Source organism: Aeoliella sp. (genome assembly GCF_965227375.1).
Taxonomy (GTDB): domain Bacteria; phylum Planctomycetota; class Planctomycetia; order Pirellulales; family Lacipirellulaceae; genus Aeoliella.
Genome location: NZ_CBDDFX010000001.1, coordinates 1,081,421 through 1,096,409, shown reverse-complemented (window position 1 = coordinate 1,096,409; position 14,989 = coordinate 1,081,421). Strand labels below are relative to the sequence as shown.

The window sequence follows — 14,989 nt, the reverse complement described above, 5'->3', positions numbered from 1 at the left end:
GATGAGTTGCAGGGCGAGAATCGCCGCATCCAACCACTGCGCAAGCAACGCCGCCTATCAGCAACTGTTGCCAGCATGCGAACCACCACCTCGGCGAGCGAATCATCGCACGCCCCCAGTGGAATCCGCACTGCTACGCCGCGGAATCGCTTCGCCGCGACTACACATGTTCTGCAGCACAACCACATCGACGAAATTGTCGACCAGTTGCACTGAACCATCCACCATGGCGAATGGACAGACGCCTTGGTGCCAACTGCCAAAGCCGATCACTGGCACCGTGTCGTCTTCGGCGCCGCGAGACAGCGGTACACCAGGGCCGCCGATGCGGGCGAACGCTGGCAGATCTTTGCCGTTGTACATCGGCCCGTTCTCTGGCACTTGCGCCAAGCGATCGGCCGGTACGTGCATCTCGCCAACCAGGGCGGTGTGCGAGGTGCCATCGACCACGTCCTTGATACGCACCTTGTCGAGCCAACCGGCCGGGCGGCCTTCGCGACAGAGTGGACGGCTGGAGATGATCACTCCGGTGCCGTTGCCACCGCGCCAGTAGGCCTCGTCGCCAGCAGAGCCGCCGGTGTAGTCGCCATGATTGGCTGCATAGTCGCCCACGGCACCGCCGGTCAGCTGCACGGTCTCAGTATAGCTGCATCCACAGCCGTAGAAGAATTCTTGCTCGACTATGCTCGAGGGAATCACCGCGTCGCTGGCCGACCGCCGAGTGGGACAAACAAACACGCTGGGTGCAAACTCGCGAAGATCGTCCGAGTGATTCTCAAACGAATCGTACACTTGCCATTCGATTGCCTGCTGCTCTAGGAAGGGGAGTATCCGCGCTAGCCATGAGGGTTGTGTCGTCTCGCAGGTGTTGCCATCCTCGTAGCTGAGTGCTCGTAGTCTCGCTGGTGGAAACGCCGTACTTGCGTCGTGAAACTGGATCGTCGCCAGGCTGATTTGTCTCAGATTGTTCTTGCACTGGGTAAGCCGCGCCGCTTCGCGAGCCGCCTGCACGGCCGGCAGTAACAGGGCGATCAATATCCCGATGATCGCGATGACGACCAGCAGTTCCACGAGCGTGAATCCAGCTGGCCAACGAAAGCGAATATTGCGATTTGCCCTAGGCATGAACATCTCCGCGCAGAGATTTGACAATAAACCAGTTGTTCCAACGCACACCGCGCCGCAGATGCGGATAGTCGCGGCGAAAGTAGAGTTATTCATGGTCCATGATGCTCTTGGCCACGTCAAGGAAAAAACAGCCCCTCCACGGATAAGCATCCGCAGAGGGGCTTAACAAACCTACACAGGGCGATTGCACGCCCGTAGGGCACGCGTTACCTCACGACACGACGCCACTGCCACGACAGTGCGGCTGCTAGCGAGAGTCCCAGCAAAACGGTCGTCGACGGTTCAGGAACAACCGCGAAGTCCATGTGGAACGTACCCGACGATGCCAGGTTGCCCGCCAGATCGACCAGCCGCAACTCAGCCGAGTAGTTTCCAGGCGCGGCATCCGCTTCGGTCCAGAACACCGGCTCGTATGGCAGCGAGTTCACGTCGCCCACCTCCAGCGTTTCGGCGGCTCCTAGTCCAGCGCTTCCCAGGTGCAACCCAGGCGTGATCGACACCACTTCGAGTCCCAACTGCACACCATCCAGCGAGCCTTGGTAGCCCATGGCGCTGCTGTTGTACATGTAGGTCTCCGGTGCATCGGGTGCAAAGCCCGAAAGATCGTGAACGCTGGCGAACGTCAGATCGCTGTAGTGCTCGCCGTTCTCACCGCTCACCAACTTGCCAGCGTACGCGCCGCTGCCAGGCTGCAGGGTGAGTGGAGCTTGCCCCGTATAGGTTTCGGGAAGGCGATTGTTGCCGTTGGTGGTTGTTGGCGTGGCGCTTTCTACGGGACCTTCGTAATAGTAGGTGCCAATCCCATGGAAGTGGTTCGACTCGGGCGTTTCCTCATTAGGATGTGCATAAAGAAACGTGAGTCGGTCCTGATTGGGATTCGGAAGTCCCAAGTAGGTTCCATAGGTGATCTCGCTACGAGTATCGAGGGCCACGTAGTAGTTGAGGAACTCCGCCGAGGCGGTTTGTGCCACAACCATCCAACCAGCAACTAAGCATGCAATGCCAAACTTCTTGGTAGTCACTATATCTATCTCCAAATTGATTATCTAAGTCGAAGTAAATCGAGCGCTCCCAGTAGCCACAACAGCGCATACCGGGAGCGATCACCAGCCAGAAACGTTCTGCCGGCGCAAAAACAAAGGGACTCCATCGTCGATGCGCAGTCACCGCCGCCCGACTTGCCCCCTCTGGGCAATCAGGCTTCGCAGCGACCGTGACAAGAAGGCCACGTTGGAGGGCCGCGTGGCAGACAGTCTTCGCAGACTTGGAGCGGTGTTTGGAGAAGTTGCGGTAGGCGAATTCCCCGCTCGCCTGCGGCAAGTGATATCGCAACGCCGCGATCGTCCGGCCAGTAGCCAACGTTCGCCAGCACGCGGCAAGCGAAGCACTCCGAGCATGGGACTTGTCCACTAGCCGGCCGTGAAGAGACCGACGCGATCGCGCGACTATTCGTTGCCGGAGCGTCCCAGCCGAGGGTCGAAGTGGCCCAGTCCGACAGTTCCTCAAGCGAGCAGAGTTGGCAATGACAACCTAACAGCGCATGCAGGTTTGGCTTGACGCTGCCCAGGGCAGCGGCAATTCCCAGAAGCCAAATCGCTAACTGTTTTTGGTCACGCGTCATTGCGCCATTCGGTAGCGAAACTGAATCGATGCTGCGGCCAAGCCAACCAACAGCAGGGCCACTGTCGCCGGCTCGGGAACCGCTCCCGCTGCGACCATCGCTGCCGGCGCGAGCGACTGGCCGTAGTTTGTTTTCCACACCGCGTAGTCAGCCGCGTCGATCACACCCTCGCTAGCTCCGGTGTTGTCGCCGTTGGCCGACAGGTCGGTGGTCGATCCGAGTGTGTTCCGCCACACGGTGTAGTCGGCCAGATTCACCAGCCCGTCGCCGTTGTAGTCGCCGGCGAGCATCGGCGGCGAAGTGAGCATGTCGATATTGTCGGTGATCCAAGTCTGCGCGGCGATTAGCGCGTCGCTACCCAGCGTGGCAGTTCGCATCGCCAGAAAGATCGGATCGCTCGTTTCCAGACCATCCATCCGTAGCTGCATCGAGAGCAGGTAGACGCCGGCATCGGGGGTCGTGGCGTCGAGCGTCTCTAGCCGGTAGGCCGGGTGTTTGTGGATGGAACCATCGAACGCGGTGGTCTCGATCAGCCCGCCGGCGATCAGTTGGTCGCTGGCGTCGGCCGTGAAGGTTCCGTTGTTGATCACCTTGTACACTTCGTTGTCGGGGCGTACGAAATCGACGTCCTGCTCATCGAGCCCATTCATGTCGTCGTCCAGCCCGTCCCAGTAGAACAAGTTCGACACGGTTTGTTCGACTGTCATCGGCAGGAAGTCGAAGTTCAGGTTGGTTCCGGAGGGTAGCGCACCAACAGTGAGCAACGGATTGTCTTCGTCGAGCGAAAAGAACCCTGGGTCGAGCGCCCGATAGTTCGAGAGCAAGTTGCCTACGAACACTCTTGTAGGAATCGTGAAAGTGTTGCCTTGGAGCTCAGCGAGGCCCGTAACCAGCTTGCCGTCTTGGTGCTGCACCATGATGTCGGCATGCTGCGCCGACGCTGTCGACGCGAGACCGACCGCGAGCGTCAACGCACCAAGGAGTCTAAGCGAGTTTGGATTGCACATAACTGTAAAACGATTGAAGCAAGGTAATCCGTGACCGCCGCGACACTCAGTTCGCAGCGGCCACGGTGCGATTGAAGGCTAACGACGATAGGCCAACAAGCCACCCACGGCAGTTAGCAGTACCAAAACGACCGACGACGGCTCGGGCACGAATTGGCTGGAGACGTACTCTTCGGCCAACTCGACGACATCCTCAAACTCTTCGCCGGCTACCAGCAGCACCCAGGCTGTATCAGAGGGTGCCAAACCATCAAGCTGCACGGAGAGCGGTGCAAGATAGATACCGCCGGCGGGCAGGTCGTCCGAAAGCGGGTCGTCGATGTCCAGGAACGGGTGGTCGTCGATCGAACCATCCATACCGGCGATGCCACCAGTCTGTGTGATTACCAGGTCGGCCGAACTATCGCCAAACATCACTTCGCCGGTCCCGTCCCAATAGAACAAGTCGGAAGTCACGCCGGCGAGCGTAGCTGGAGTGTTCAGCACTGTGGGCGACTCGCCTTCATCCAATGGCAGCGCTCCGGCCGGATTTGTCGCTCCCAGCAGTCCCGGCATACCGCTACCCGCGTTGAACATTCCCGGTTCCGTGGTGGTAAAGAAGTTGTTGCCGGCGATTTCATCGGGCTCCATATCGCCTTCGAACACACGCGTGGTGAGGTTCAGTTCATCGGGCACCTCGGCGCCGCCGATTAGGGTCTGGCTGCCGGTCGCGGGACGACCAACAAAGATATCAAAGTGACCATGCTCTTCTTGGGCCATGGCGGGCAGGGCCAGAGGTAGTGAGAGCAATGCAACAAGAATCGTGTAGCGTTTCATTATCGTGGCTCGTTTCAACTCGAGGATGAATCAATGATGAATAACGACGCGCGCACGCTGGGCGCAAGTCGGACATGCGGCGTCCATGCAGACCGATGCGCGGGCGATCCGCGCAGGCATCGGTGAATCCGCTATCTAGCGGAGCGTTACTGAGGCGGGCGGGCGAAGTTGTGTTCTTCTTCGGCCCACTCGGCAATTTGCGAGGCGGGGATCGCCTCGACGTGGCCATCGGCGTAAAGATAGTTGGCCGCCGTGTGCGAGTGTCGCTCGGTGGCGACCTCGTACTCGATAGCCTTTAGCCGATCTTCGGGTGTCGGATTCTCTTCGGAGAACCATTCCGGCGAGTGTACGTGATCGAACTGAAACTCCACCGCGGTTGTATCGGCCGCCTCGAACATCATGATCGTGGCATGCGTCTCGGGCAGGTCGTACAGGTCGGAGATCATGTCGGCTGCCTCTTCGGGGTGAACCAGCTTTTCAGCTTTGGTTGGCCGACGCAGGTAACCGTTCATCACGTAACTGGTATCGGCACCGCTACGGCGCTCGATACGCTTCAAATCCTCGGGGCACAAACGTACTTTGTCGACGTTCTCCATGTACGGCGCGAGCGTAAAAATCCACGATTCGGATTTGTCCGCTTCGTGCCACAAGCCAGGAAAACGACCTTTGTGAACGTCCGCAAACTGGTGGATTCCCAACCCGATCTGCCGCATGTTATTGGAGCACTGGGTGCGCCGGGCAGCCGCGCGGGCGGCTTGCACCGCCGGCAACAACATGGAAACCAACACGCCGATGATGGCGATCACCACCAACAACTCGACCAGTGTAAACGCTCGGTGAGTACGCATAAAACTCGCTCTACGGTTCGCGACGATACGCTCGTCGCGATGCGCAAAAGCCCTTCAGAAATGGTGCGGAATCCCCGCTGCCAAGGCATCGGCAGCAGAGGCCAAAGACAATCAGACCAGGATGTCCGACACCGGCGGCCCACGAGGAGCGTGAATTAGCAGAAAAGTCGCAGGAACCCGCGACGAATGGAGACATTTTTCAGCCGTGCTGTGGTCGCAAAGTTCCAGCACCATCGGCCCGTCAGGACCACCCAGCTTCACCTTTGCCAGTAGGGCACATACCACGCAGGTGTGAGTGTTGTGGCCCGACTCCGGCTTGCCGAACGCGGGACTGTTGGCCGGCTCGCTGCCAGTGGTCTCCGGCTCGCTGTGGCACAGCCCGCAAGAGCAGTCGTGCGAGGTCGCCTCGGCGACGCAGTCGGGATCGCCACAAGGCAACAACGCATGCAGCCCATGCCCGCCCACGGCCACCAGGCCGTAAGAAAGCACGAGAACTGACGCGATGATTTGCCGGACGCGGGACATACGCTTCTTGCAGGGGAATTTCGACTGAATACCGTAGGTTATCAGGCTGGCAGGGTCGGGTCAATGTTGACAATTGCAACCCTGGGGCGATTCGGGGGAATTGTGCGCCGCGAGAAGCTGGCATGGCTACTCCGATGCGGGTAAGTTCTAGACGTCTCGGCACCCCGCAATGAGGGACACAACTGCCATGCGAATTGCAATTTGGCTGCTGGTGCTACCACTGATCGGATGTTCGCCTCGAGCGGCCGGGCCCGACGTGCGATTGGACCAGTCGCAGCATCAGCACTACCACGTCCACGGGGCCGAGATCGAGCACGGCCATCAGCATGCCGAATATCCCACCGGTGGTCACAGCCACCCCCACACCCACCAAGATTCCCACTCCGACGCGCCATGACCCCTTTGAAACACCCACACCGTCGATCCGCATTTACGCTTGTTGAACTATTGGTGGTGATCGCCATCATTGGCACCCTTGTCGCCTTGTTGCTGCCCGCCGTGCAGGCCGCTCGCGAGTCGGCTCGCAAGGCGTCGTGCAAGAACAACCTCCGCCAGATCGGAGTGGCGATGCACAACTACGAATCGTCCTATCGACACCTGCCACCGGGATACGACTTCGTCGCCGCTGCGGATGGCAACCAGCGCGGCTATTCGTGGGGAGCGTGGCTGCTGCCGTTCATGGAGTTGCAGTCGCTGCGGGACCAACTCGACTTCGATAAGCCCGTGTTCGACTTGGTGAACCAGGCAGCCCGCACCCGGCACATCGAAACGCTGCTCTGCCCGACCGACGATGTCTCGCCAACGGGCTTCGTCCAGATGGGAGACGAGACCTACGCCATGGCCTGCTACGTCGCCAACTTCGGCACGCCCGACCTGGATGACGATCAGGCGCAACAGCGTGGCCAATTGAATCCCCTCGGCCCGTTCGCGCGGAGTTGGGGGCCGTTCTACCGCAACAGCAAGACTAAGTTGCGCGAAATCACCGACGGGCTCTCCAGCACATTGATGATTGGCGAGCGGCAGAACGGACCGTTTCGCACCGCCGGTTCGCACGGCAACCACTTTGAGTACGAAACCACTTGGGTGGGCGCGGTACGGGACATCGACGATCCCACCGATGATCATGGGCACATGGTGCTGTTCCAAACCGGGCACACACCCAACGCCGCGGATAGCGACGACCGCGACGTCTCGGCTCCCCATTCCGGCATCGCCCAGTTCTTGATGTGCGACGGTTCGGTGCACGCCGTGGCGGAAGACATCCAACTGGTGGTCTATCAAGCCATGGGCACGATGAATGTCGGCGAGGTGACCGCCGATCTCTGAACCGGTAGTTTCAGGTATTTTCTTGGAGCCCCATCGGCCATAGTGGCACGCTGGTCCGGTGCGGCCTACACTTCCAAGATACAGACTACTCTCACCGACTCTCACCAGGCTCCAGCCATGCAACTTCACGCGGTACTAAGCTGCCTTGCCCTCTCCATCGCCATGACATCCACCTCGCTGGCAGCCCCGCCAGACACTGCCCAACGACCGGTCACCGACACCTACCATGGCACCAAGGTCGTGGACGAGTACCGCTGGTTGGAAGACTGGGACAACGACGAGGTTCGCGCGTGGAGCGACGCCCAGAACACCTACGCGCGATCGATCCTCGACGCCCTGCCTGGCACTGACGAGCTGCGCAAGCAGGTGACCGCCATCATGACCGCGAAGACCGCGCGGTATGGCGGAGTGTCGTACGCCGGGGGCAACTGGTTTGCGATGAAGAATCAGCCGCCGCTGCAGCAATCGTTCCTGATAGTCGCCGATTCGCCGATGCATGAAGACGACGTGCGGGTGCTGGTCGATCCCAACCAGCTCGACGGGTCCGGTGCGACGACCATCGAATGGTATCGGCCGTCGCACGATGGCAAGCTCGTGGCCGTGTGCCTGTCGATCGGCGGGCACGAGGTGGGCGACGTGCGTGTGTACGAGACTGCCACCGGCAAGCAACTGGCCGACGAAGTCCCGCGCGTCAACACCGGCACCGCCGGCGGCGACCTCTCCTGGGCGCCTGACGATAGCGGCTTCTACTACACACGCCATCCCCGCGAGGGCGAGCGGGCGGAAGAAGACATGAACTTTTACCAGCAGGTCTATTTCCACACGCTGGGCACGCCGACCGAGGAAGATCGCTACGAACTGGGCAAGGACTCGCCCCGCATCGCCGAGACGCGCGTCGAGGTCGACAAGGCGACCGGTCGAGTGATCGCCACCATCCAGTACGGCGACGGCGGCGAATTCGCCCACTACCTCCGCGACACCGACGGCCAGTGGCGGCAGTTCAGCGAGTTCGGCGACCGCATCATCCAAGCCGAGTTCGGCAAGCACAACGACATCTACATGGTTTCCCGCGCCGGCGCGCCGCGCGGCAAGCTGCTGCACATTCCGGTGAGCGAGCTGGGCTCTGCCGAACCCAAGGTGGTGCTGCCCGAAGGCAAAGACACGCTGGTCAGCACCTTCTGGGGCGGCGGCTCACTGCTGGCGGGCGACGACCGCATCTTCGTGGTCTACCAACTGGGCGGCCCAAGCGAGATTCGCGTGTTCGACCTGGCCGGCAAGCCACTGTCGGGCCCCGCCCAACCGCCCATCGCGTCGAGTGGTGGGCTGAGCTGGGGTCCTGATGGTTCGGTGCTGTTCTCATCGGGCTCCTACACCACGGCCAACGCCACCTACCAGTACTTCCCGGAGAGCGGAGTCACCGCGGTGACCGATTTCCGCTACGAGCTGCCAGTATCGTTCGACGACGCCGAGGTGCGGCGCGAATTCGCCACCAGCAAGGACGGCACCAAGGTGCCGGTGAACTTGATCTTCCCGAAGGGCACCAAGCTCGACGGCAAGAATCCATGCATCATCACGGGGTATGGCGGTTACGGAGTGAGCCTCACGCCGCGGGCCAATTCGCTGAATCGCATTTTGCTCGACCACGGTTTCGTGGTCGGCGTGGCTAACATCCGCGGCGGTGGCGAGTACGGCGAAGAGTGGCACCTCGAGGGCAACCTCACCAACAAGCAGAACGTGTTCAACGACTTCGCCGCTGTGCTGGGCAAGGTGATCGACCGCGGTTACACCAGCAGCGAGCACCTGGCGATCGAGGGTGGCAGCAACGGCGGCCTGCTGATGGGCGCGGTGATGACGCAATATCCCGACCTGATGAAGTGCGTGGTGTCGCACGTTGGCATCTACGACATGCTGCGCGTCGAGCTGTCGCCCAACGGGGCGTTCAACATCACCGAGTTCGGCACCGTCGAGAACCCCGAGCACTTCGAGGCGCTGTTGGCCTACTCGCCGCTGCACAACGTGAAAGACGGCACCGCCTACCCACCCGTGCTGTTCCTCACCGGCGCAAACGACCCCCGCGTCGACCCCATGCAGTCCCGCAAAATGGCCGCCAGGCTGCAAGCCGCCAGCTCCAGTGGCGCACCGACGCTCCTGCGCACCAGCAGCGACTCCGGCCACGGCGCCGGCACCCCACTCGACGAACGCATCGAACAGGAGGTGGACGTCTTGGCGTTCGTGTTCAATGAGCTAGGCGTGAAGGTGCGGGACGGAGAGTAAACGTCCGCAAAGAGTAGCCCAATAGCCGACGAGCTCCGCCTCGTCGGGAAAAGTGGCCTCACGCCCGAGCACTTCGACGCCTCCAGCGGACCACCAGGTAGACGATCGTCGCGATCACGAGCAATAGTCCTCCCAGGAAGGTCACGGCGGCTGCCAGGATTCGCTCATCGATCGTCCACGGCCGCCAGTTGGCACGATCCGGGTCGAGTTGGGGTGTGTCGTAGTACTTCGCGGCGAACTGCTCATCGAGATCCAGGCCAGCTGCGGCCCATTGCGCCTCGTCCGTCGCGATCTGCTCGGCAAGCGCTTTGCCATCTGCGATCTCTTCTTTGAGGCTCGCCTCGATCTCTTCGAGGGACCGCTCGCTTTGCAATTGCATCGCGTGCTCCGCCTTCAATCGATAGGCTTCAGCGACTGACGGATCGTCCACTTCGTACGAGGCTCGCAAGTAGGCGCGCGCGGCGAGCATCTTGGCGTCACTGAGGGGGTAGTGTCCTTGCCCTAGCAAGTCACCAAGTGCTTCGAGCAAGACAGGTGAATCGTGGTTGCCAAACCGCATCATTCCTAGCACGCCGTGCACAGCACGTTGCGATTCGCTTGCCTTGTCGTCGCTATCAGCATTCGAGAGTTGTTGTTGATCCAGGACGAAGCGGAAGAATCCGTCGCCCGAATACTCGTCTTCCGAAAGTGGAAGAGAGCTGGGGCGGCCTTCTCTCGCCGCGATCACGTACTCCACCAGCAGCTTCTGATAGATTTCGCGACCAAAGTGGGCGTCGGGATTGATCTCGATGGCCGCATTGATGTGCTCCAAGCCCTCCTCGTACCGCCCGGCGTGGATCAGGAACGTTCCCAGGTTGGCTTGCGACTCGTACTCTCCTTCGTCCGGCCAGCGCTTTATCTTCTCGCGGATGGTCTCCATGGCCGCGTCGTGCTGCCCGAGCTTCTCCTGCGCCACGGCGATGTCGTCGTAGTCGCCGGGTGTCCTGTCCGCTTCGACTTTCGCGGTACGATCCTCGATTCGCCAGCGGTAGTAGGCATCGGAATGGCGGACGAAGTACCCGGCAATCAATTCGTGCGCTTCGGGGAATCTTTGCCGTTCCATGGCCAGCGTGTCGTAGTCCCACAAACACGCCGCACTGGGACGAGCGGCGGCGAGCAACACAATGAAGATCGGAAGCAGAACTCGCATGGCAACATAAATTCAGGAGGAGTCAATTGGCACCCGTCATTGTAATGCATTCGGGTGAGCGGGTTAGACGTATTTCAAATTCGTTCCCACCCATAGAAATAGCCCCGAGCAAAGTTTGCTCGGGGCTACGGAGGTGCGTGTTGTTGGATCGTGAGGATTAGATATCCAGCGCGATCTTCTCTTCTTTGGCCGCCTGGCGGAGCTTGCTGAGCGCCCGCATTTCGATCTGGCGAATGCGTTCCTTGGTCACGCCGAGTTCCGCGCCTACTTCCTTCAGTGTTTGCGGTTCCTGACTATGATCCAGTCCGAAGCGTCCGATGATGATCTTCTGCTCGCGCTCGTCCAGCTTGCGAAGGATCTTCTCGATCTGTCGCTCGCGGTGGTTTTGAGCTGACTCCTCGATCATCGGATTCGCACGCGACTCCTCGGTGGCCGCGAACAACTCGTCGTGGCTCGTGCGGAAGCGGTCGCGGTGCTTAAACTCGCCCGGAATGGTCCGCGCGAAGTTCTTCATGATCGCCCACGTGGCGTACGTGCTGAACTTGTTGCCGCGTGAGAAATCGAACTTCTCCACCGCCCGCAGCAGCGACATGTTGCCGTCGCTCACCAGCTCGAAGAAGTTCTGGTCGGGCGTAACGTGCCGCTTAGCGATCGACACCACCAGTCGCAGGTTGGCCCGCGCGATTTCGTTCTTGGTGCTGACGATCTGGTCGTACAATTCCTCGATCTCGTCGAGCGTGGTGGCCTTGGGGTTTGTTGGGTCGAGCGAATCGCGGAGCCTGGAGGCCTTGAACTTCAAGTAGTTGTACTTGCGGAACAAGTGCGCTTCCTGCTCGCGCGTCAGCAGCGGCATCTCGTACAGGCTCGCCAGGTACGGCGGCAGACCGCTGGGGACTTTCGCCTTACGAGTGGCCTTCTCGGCCTCGGGCATTTCGCCCAGGCAGGCCGCGTCGGCGCCTTTGCGGCTGAACCGCGGGTTGGGGATGAAGTCGAGCGGCAAGTCGGCCACTTCTTCGGCCCGCACCTCGTTGATCACCCGATAGATGGTGGTCTTGGTGCGGCCGTACTGCTTGGTGAGCTTGTCGATCGGCATGCCGCGGCGGTACTGCTGGAACAGGCGCTTCTTCTGCGCTGCGGTCAGCGGGGCTTTGGCATCTGGGAAGATGGCCAGTTGCGGATGCTCTTTGTCGAACTGGCGGATGGTCGAGCGAATCGTCTCGATGCTCCGCCCGGAGCGTTCCGCGAGCCGTCGCGAGATCTCGCTTTGGCACGCACCACCGCTCGCCAGATGGCGGGCGCTGCTGATGATGTCGTTGCGCTGCTCGTCGGTCAGCTGGCTGAAGCGGGCACCGCGCGAGACGCGCTTGCCGTTGGTCTTCACAAACCGATCGACGCTGCTTCGCAGGAAGCCAACTCGCTTGCGGCCGTCGAATACAAATCGGCGGCTCACCAAACCGAGTTCGCGCCACCGCGAGATGGTCTTGGTCGAGACGTTAAACTGCCGCGCGAGTTGCTCGACGGTCAGCACCTGCTCGCCGGCTGCGTCGGCTTCCAGGTCGATGGAGTCCGATAGGTCCTCGACCAACAGGCGCAGGTCGCGCATCAGCGCTTCGCCGCTGATTTTCGCGTTGGCGTCTTCGGCGCCGGTGTCGGGCCGGTAACCGGTCACCCGGTAGCAGACGAATTCGTACGTGTACGTCTTTTCGGCGTCTACGTCGGCAATGAGCTGTTCGGCCGCCTCGACTTGCTGCAAGCGCTTGGCGCGCGGAGCGTACTTCACCTGCTGGTCGCGCAGGCGTCGAATGGCGTCGGATTCATAGTGGCGATGCATATGTCACCCCTTTCTGCTGTCGCCTCCTCGGTCCGTACTCTCCATGCGATCACTCGCAGCTAGTACCTACTTCTCTAGCCGTTGTACGTAGTTCCGATCCGGGTCTCAGGTTCCTTGTATAGGGTTGGGTCGTGGAAAAGGTTCTGGGAAAAATTGGCCACCCGTGGCACAGATGTACTTCGGCGGGGCCGTGACAATCTTGGCCAAACTTGCTCGCGTATTCCGCTAATCCGTAGCGGTCAAGGCTTGCTAGCGAAGTTCAGCCGGTACCTGTTGTACGCATTAAGACGGAATTGGGTCGAGAGAAAGTTCGCGCCATTAACGGTTTTTCTTCCCCGGTGGTTCCTCGGGTTTGCCGCAGAAAAGTCGTAAGGTCTTCTAAAATATACCTTTGCAGCGATTTCTTGGGCGAAAAACATAGTCATTTCGTGTTTGTTCCACAGGCCCCGTAGTCGTCCCATCTTTACAACCGCTCGACTGGGGTCAGGAAATTGAACTTTCTTCCGCTTATTCGTCGATGAACCCGACAGGTTTCCAATGTTCAATCTCCCACTGCCCAGGGATGTCGCAGGATGGTTCAACAACGCTTTCTCAGCTGTTTAGTGATCGCTGCCATTTCGGTAGCAGCCCAGCAGGCACGTTGCGAACAGGCGATCCGCCTCGTCGCCGCCGCACCGACTGGCGCGGTGGAGGCTGTTTCGGTTGAGCTGGAGTTGGGCGGACAGCTCCAACTTCCCTCCACCCAAGAGGAAAGCGTCGAAAACACCCCCCAAATTACAGCCAACGCCAAATTGGAATACGACGAGGCACGTCTGCCGGGCGGGGAGACCCGCAGCGTTCGGTATTACCGCACGGTCGAAGGCACAGCGACCATCGCAGGCCGCGAACGTCCGCTGGCGCTGCGAGACTCGCGGCGGTTGGTGCTCGCCAATGGCAAGTTGCTCACCGGCGTGGAAGGTCCGCTAGACCGCGAAGAACTTGAGCTGCTGCAGACCGTGGCCGACTCGCTGGCCACCGGTGGTCTACTGCCAGGTCGCCAGGTCGAGATCGGCGACACTTGGGATCACGATGTGCCGACCATGGAGGCGCTGCTGGGAGTCGATTCGGTGGGCGTGTGCGAAGTGACCAGCGTGCTGGTCGAAGCCAACGAGCACTACGCCCGCTGTCAGGTGGCTGGCACGGTGCATGGTGTGGTGGACGGTTCGAGCGTCGAACTGGAACTCGACGGCATCTACCTTTACCGCCGCGCGACTGAAGGAATCTCGCACCTGAACCTCGCCGTGCGCGAGACCCGCGCCATTGGTCCCGCCACGCCTGGCTGCACGATGGTCACCAAGGTGCGGATGAAGCGCGACCTGGCCGACGACCCGCAGCTCACCGCCGACCGGATCGCCAAGGCGCAAGCAGCCGGCGCGGGTGCGATCGAAATGGTGCAACTCGCCAGCGACCATTTGGGCTTCACCACTTCGACCGACCACCGCTGGTACGTCACCGGCAGTCTCGGCGATAGCATGACACTCCGCCGAGTGACTCCCGAGGGGCTCGTGGCGCACGGCAACCTGGTGCGGCTCGAGGCCAAGCCTCTCGACGCGCAGGCGGCGCTGGGCGAGTTTCGCCGCGACGTGATGCGGTCGTTGTCGCAGCATTCGGCCGGTCTGAAGAGCGAGTCGCAGTGGGTCAATCGCAACGGCTGCCGAGTGATGGAGATCGTGGCCACGGGAACCATTGAAGACGTCCAGGTCGAATGGCACTGCTACCAGATCGCCCCGCCCGAGGGCGACGAGCAACTGCACCGGCTGGCGTTGTCGCTGATGATCGAAAGCGGGCAACTCGAGCGACTGGCCGATCAGGATCGGGTGCTCGTCGATCAACTCACGCTCCTGCCCCGCGCGCAGCAAGCCCAGCGCCCCACGCGGCAGAAGTAGCGACCACGGCAAGCGATTCTGGTATGCTTGGAGGGAGCGAGCGCCCCTGTTTCCCTCCGCAAGAAGAGTCGCCCCCCATGCCTGGAACCACTGCTAAGAACGTGCTTGGAGAGCCGCTACTCCCCTGCTGCACCGACCCGATGACTGGCTTCTACCGCGATGGCTACTGCCACACCGGCGGCGGCGACTCCGGCGTGCACGTGGTGTGCGCCGAGATGACCGCCGAGTTCCTGGCGTTCAGCAAGAGCCGCGGCAACGACCTGTCGACGCCCATCCCGCAGTACGACTTCCCCGGCCTCGTACCTGGCGACCGCTGGTGCCTGTGCGCGGCGCGGTGGAAAGAAGCCTACGACGCCGGCATGGCCCCGCCGGTGGTCCTCGAAGCCTGCCACATCTCGTCCCTGGAATTCGCCACGCTGGCGGAACTCAGAGAGCACGCAGTCCCCAAGTAGGTCGGCCGTTCCGGCCGACGCCACGTTGTGTCGACCAAGCATCCTTC

12 protein-coding genes and 1 pseudogene are annotated in these 14,989 nt (G+C 61.1%); 5 read left to right on the top strand and 8 right to left on the bottom strand.

Going from position 1 to position 14,989, the window contains the following annotated elements; translation table 11 throughout:
• Positions 1-102: 102 nt before the first annotated feature.
• The 6 genes and pseudogenes from ACQK2L_RS04545 to ACQK2L_RS04520 all read right to left on the bottom strand — a co-directional run bounded on the left by ACQK2L_RS04545 (position 103) and on the right by ACQK2L_RS04520 (position 5,945).
• Entirely contained in the window at positions 103-1,125 is a 1,023-nt protein-coding gene (locus ACQK2L_RS04545; protein WP_425395739.1) for a DUF1559 domain-containing protein, read from the bottom strand.
• A 209-nt stretch (positions 1,126-1,334) separates the two neighbouring features.
• Complete coding sequence (locus ACQK2L_RS04540; protein ID WP_425395738.1) at positions 1,335-2,150, bottom strand: all3515 family Zur-repressed PEP-CTERM protein; 816 nt, start codon at positions 2,148-2,150, stop codon at positions 1,335-1,337.
• A gap of 595 nt (positions 2,151-2,745) precedes the next feature.
• On the bottom strand, positions 2,746-3,756 hold the full coding sequence (locus ACQK2L_RS04535) for a PEP-CTERM sorting domain-containing protein (RefSeq protein ID WP_425395737.1): 1,011 nt from the start codon (positions 3,754-3,756) through the stop codon (positions 2,746-2,748).
• 78 nt (positions 3,757-3,834) lie between these two features.
• Positions 3,835-4,572, bottom strand: coding sequence for a PEP-CTERM sorting domain-containing protein (locus tag ACQK2L_RS04530; RefSeq protein ID WP_425395736.1), 738 nt, complete (start codon positions 4,570-4,572; stop codon positions 3,835-3,837).
• Positions 4,573-5,162: 590 nt separating this feature from the next.
• Positions 5,163-5,420: pseudogene (locus tag ACQK2L_RS04525) on the bottom strand (type II secretion system protein); the annotation flags it as partial.
• Positions 5,421-5,531: 111 nt separating this feature from the next.
• Positions 5,532-5,945: a hypothetical protein gene (locus ACQK2L_RS04520; protein WP_425395735.1), complete on the bottom strand. Its 414-nt coding sequence runs from the start codon at positions 5,943-5,945 to the stop codon at positions 5,532-5,534.
• Between the two features lie 187 nt (positions 5,946-6,132).
• Between ACQK2L_RS04520 and ACQK2L_RS04515 the strand changes: the two genes are divergently transcribed.
• The 3 genes from ACQK2L_RS04515 (at position 6,133) to ACQK2L_RS04505 (ending at position 9,545) form a co-directional block, all read left to right on the top strand.
• Positions 6,133-6,342 (top strand): hypothetical protein, encoded by a 210-nt coding sequence (locus ACQK2L_RS04515; protein ID WP_425395734.1) that lies wholly within the window; start codon positions 6,133-6,135, stop codon positions 6,340-6,342.
• On the top strand, positions 6,339-7,271 hold the full coding sequence (locus tag ACQK2L_RS04510; protein ID WP_425395733.1) for a DUF1559 domain-containing protein: 933 nt from the start codon (positions 6,339-6,341) through the stop codon (positions 7,269-7,271). The genes ACQK2L_RS04515 and ACQK2L_RS04510 overlap by 4 nt, the downstream gene beginning before the upstream one ends.
• A gap of 117 nt (positions 7,272-7,388) precedes the next feature.
• Positions 7,389-9,545, top strand: coding sequence for a prolyl oligopeptidase family serine peptidase (locus ACQK2L_RS04505; protein ID WP_425395732.1), 2,157 nt, complete (start codon positions 7,389-7,391; stop codon positions 9,543-9,545).
• 58 nt (positions 9,546-9,603) lie between these two features.
• On the opposite strand, the gene ACQK2L_RS04500 is transcribed toward ACQK2L_RS04505, so the two are convergent.
• Together ACQK2L_RS04500 and ACQK2L_RS04495 are read right to left on the bottom strand one after the other, a co-directional pair.
• Positions 9,604-10,734, bottom strand: coding sequence for a hypothetical protein (locus tag ACQK2L_RS04500; RefSeq protein ID WP_425395731.1), 1,131 nt, complete (start codon positions 10,732-10,734; stop codon positions 9,604-9,606).
• Between the two features lie 157 nt (positions 10,735-10,891).
• The gene (locus ACQK2L_RS04495) at positions 10,892-12,565 is read right to left on the bottom strand and encodes a sigma-70 family RNA polymerase sigma factor (protein WP_425395730.1); all 1,674 of its coding nucleotides are present in this window, start codon (positions 12,563-12,565) and stop codon (positions 10,892-10,894) included.
• A gap of 572 nt (positions 12,566-13,137) precedes the next feature.
• On the opposite strand from ACQK2L_RS04495, the gene ACQK2L_RS04490 reads away from it, so the two are divergent.
• Complete coding sequence (locus tag ACQK2L_RS04490) at positions 13,138-14,490, top strand: hypothetical protein (RefSeq protein WP_425395729.1); 1,353 nt, start codon at positions 13,138-13,140, stop codon at positions 14,488-14,490.
• A 77-nt stretch (positions 14,491-14,567) separates the two neighbouring features.
• Positions 14,568-14,942 (top strand): DUF2237 family protein, encoded by a 375-nt coding sequence (locus ACQK2L_RS04485; protein WP_425395728.1) that lies wholly within the window; start codon positions 14,568-14,570, stop codon positions 14,940-14,942.
• The last annotated feature ends 47 nt before the right edge of the window (positions 14,943-14,989 follow it).

What these genes read in the sequence shown, in the direction of transcription:
- ACQK2L_RS04490 (WP_425395729.1), top strand. Translation starts at nt 13,138, where the DNA reads ATGGTTCAACAACGCTTTCTCAGCTGTTTAGTGATCGCTGCCATTTCG.
- ACQK2L_RS04495 (WP_425395730.1), bottom strand. Translation starts at nt 12,565, where the DNA reads ATGCATCGCCACTATGAATCCGACGCCATTCGACGCCTGCGCGACCAG.
- ACQK2L_RS04535 (WP_425395737.1), bottom strand. Translation starts at nt 3,756, where the DNA reads ATGTGCAATCCAAACTCGCTTAGACTCCTTGGTGCGTTGACGCTCGCG.
- ACQK2L_RS04500 (WP_425395731.1), bottom strand. Translation starts at nt 10,734, where the DNA reads ATGCGAGTTCTGCTTCCGATCTTCATTGTGTTGCTCGCCGCCGCTCGT.
- ACQK2L_RS04485 (WP_425395728.1), top strand. Translation starts at nt 14,568, where the DNA reads ATGCCTGGAACCACTGCTAAGAACGTGCTTGGAGAGCCGCTACTCCCC.
- ACQK2L_RS04530 (WP_425395736.1), bottom strand. Translation starts at nt 4,572, where the DNA reads ATGAAACGCTACACGATTCTTGTTGCATTGCTCTCACTACCTCTGGCC.
- ACQK2L_RS04545 (WP_425395739.1), bottom strand. Translation starts at nt 1,125, where the DNA reads ATGCCTAGGGCAAATCGCAATATTCGCTTTCGTTGGCCAGCTGGATTC.
- ACQK2L_RS04505 (WP_425395732.1), top strand. Translation starts at nt 7,389, where the DNA reads ATGCAACTTCACGCGGTACTAAGCTGCCTTGCCCTCTCCATCGCCATG.
- ACQK2L_RS04510 (WP_425395733.1), top strand. Translation starts at nt 6,339, where the DNA reads ATGACCCCTTTGAAACACCCACACCGTCGATCCGCATTTACGCTTGTT.
- ACQK2L_RS04515 (WP_425395734.1), top strand. Translation starts at nt 6,133, where the DNA reads ATGCGAATTGCAATTTGGCTGCTGGTGCTACCACTGATCGGATGTTCG.
- ACQK2L_RS04520 (WP_425395735.1), bottom strand. Translation starts at nt 5,945, where the DNA reads ATGTCCCGCGTCCGGCAAATCATCGCGTCAGTTCTCGTGCTTTCTTAC.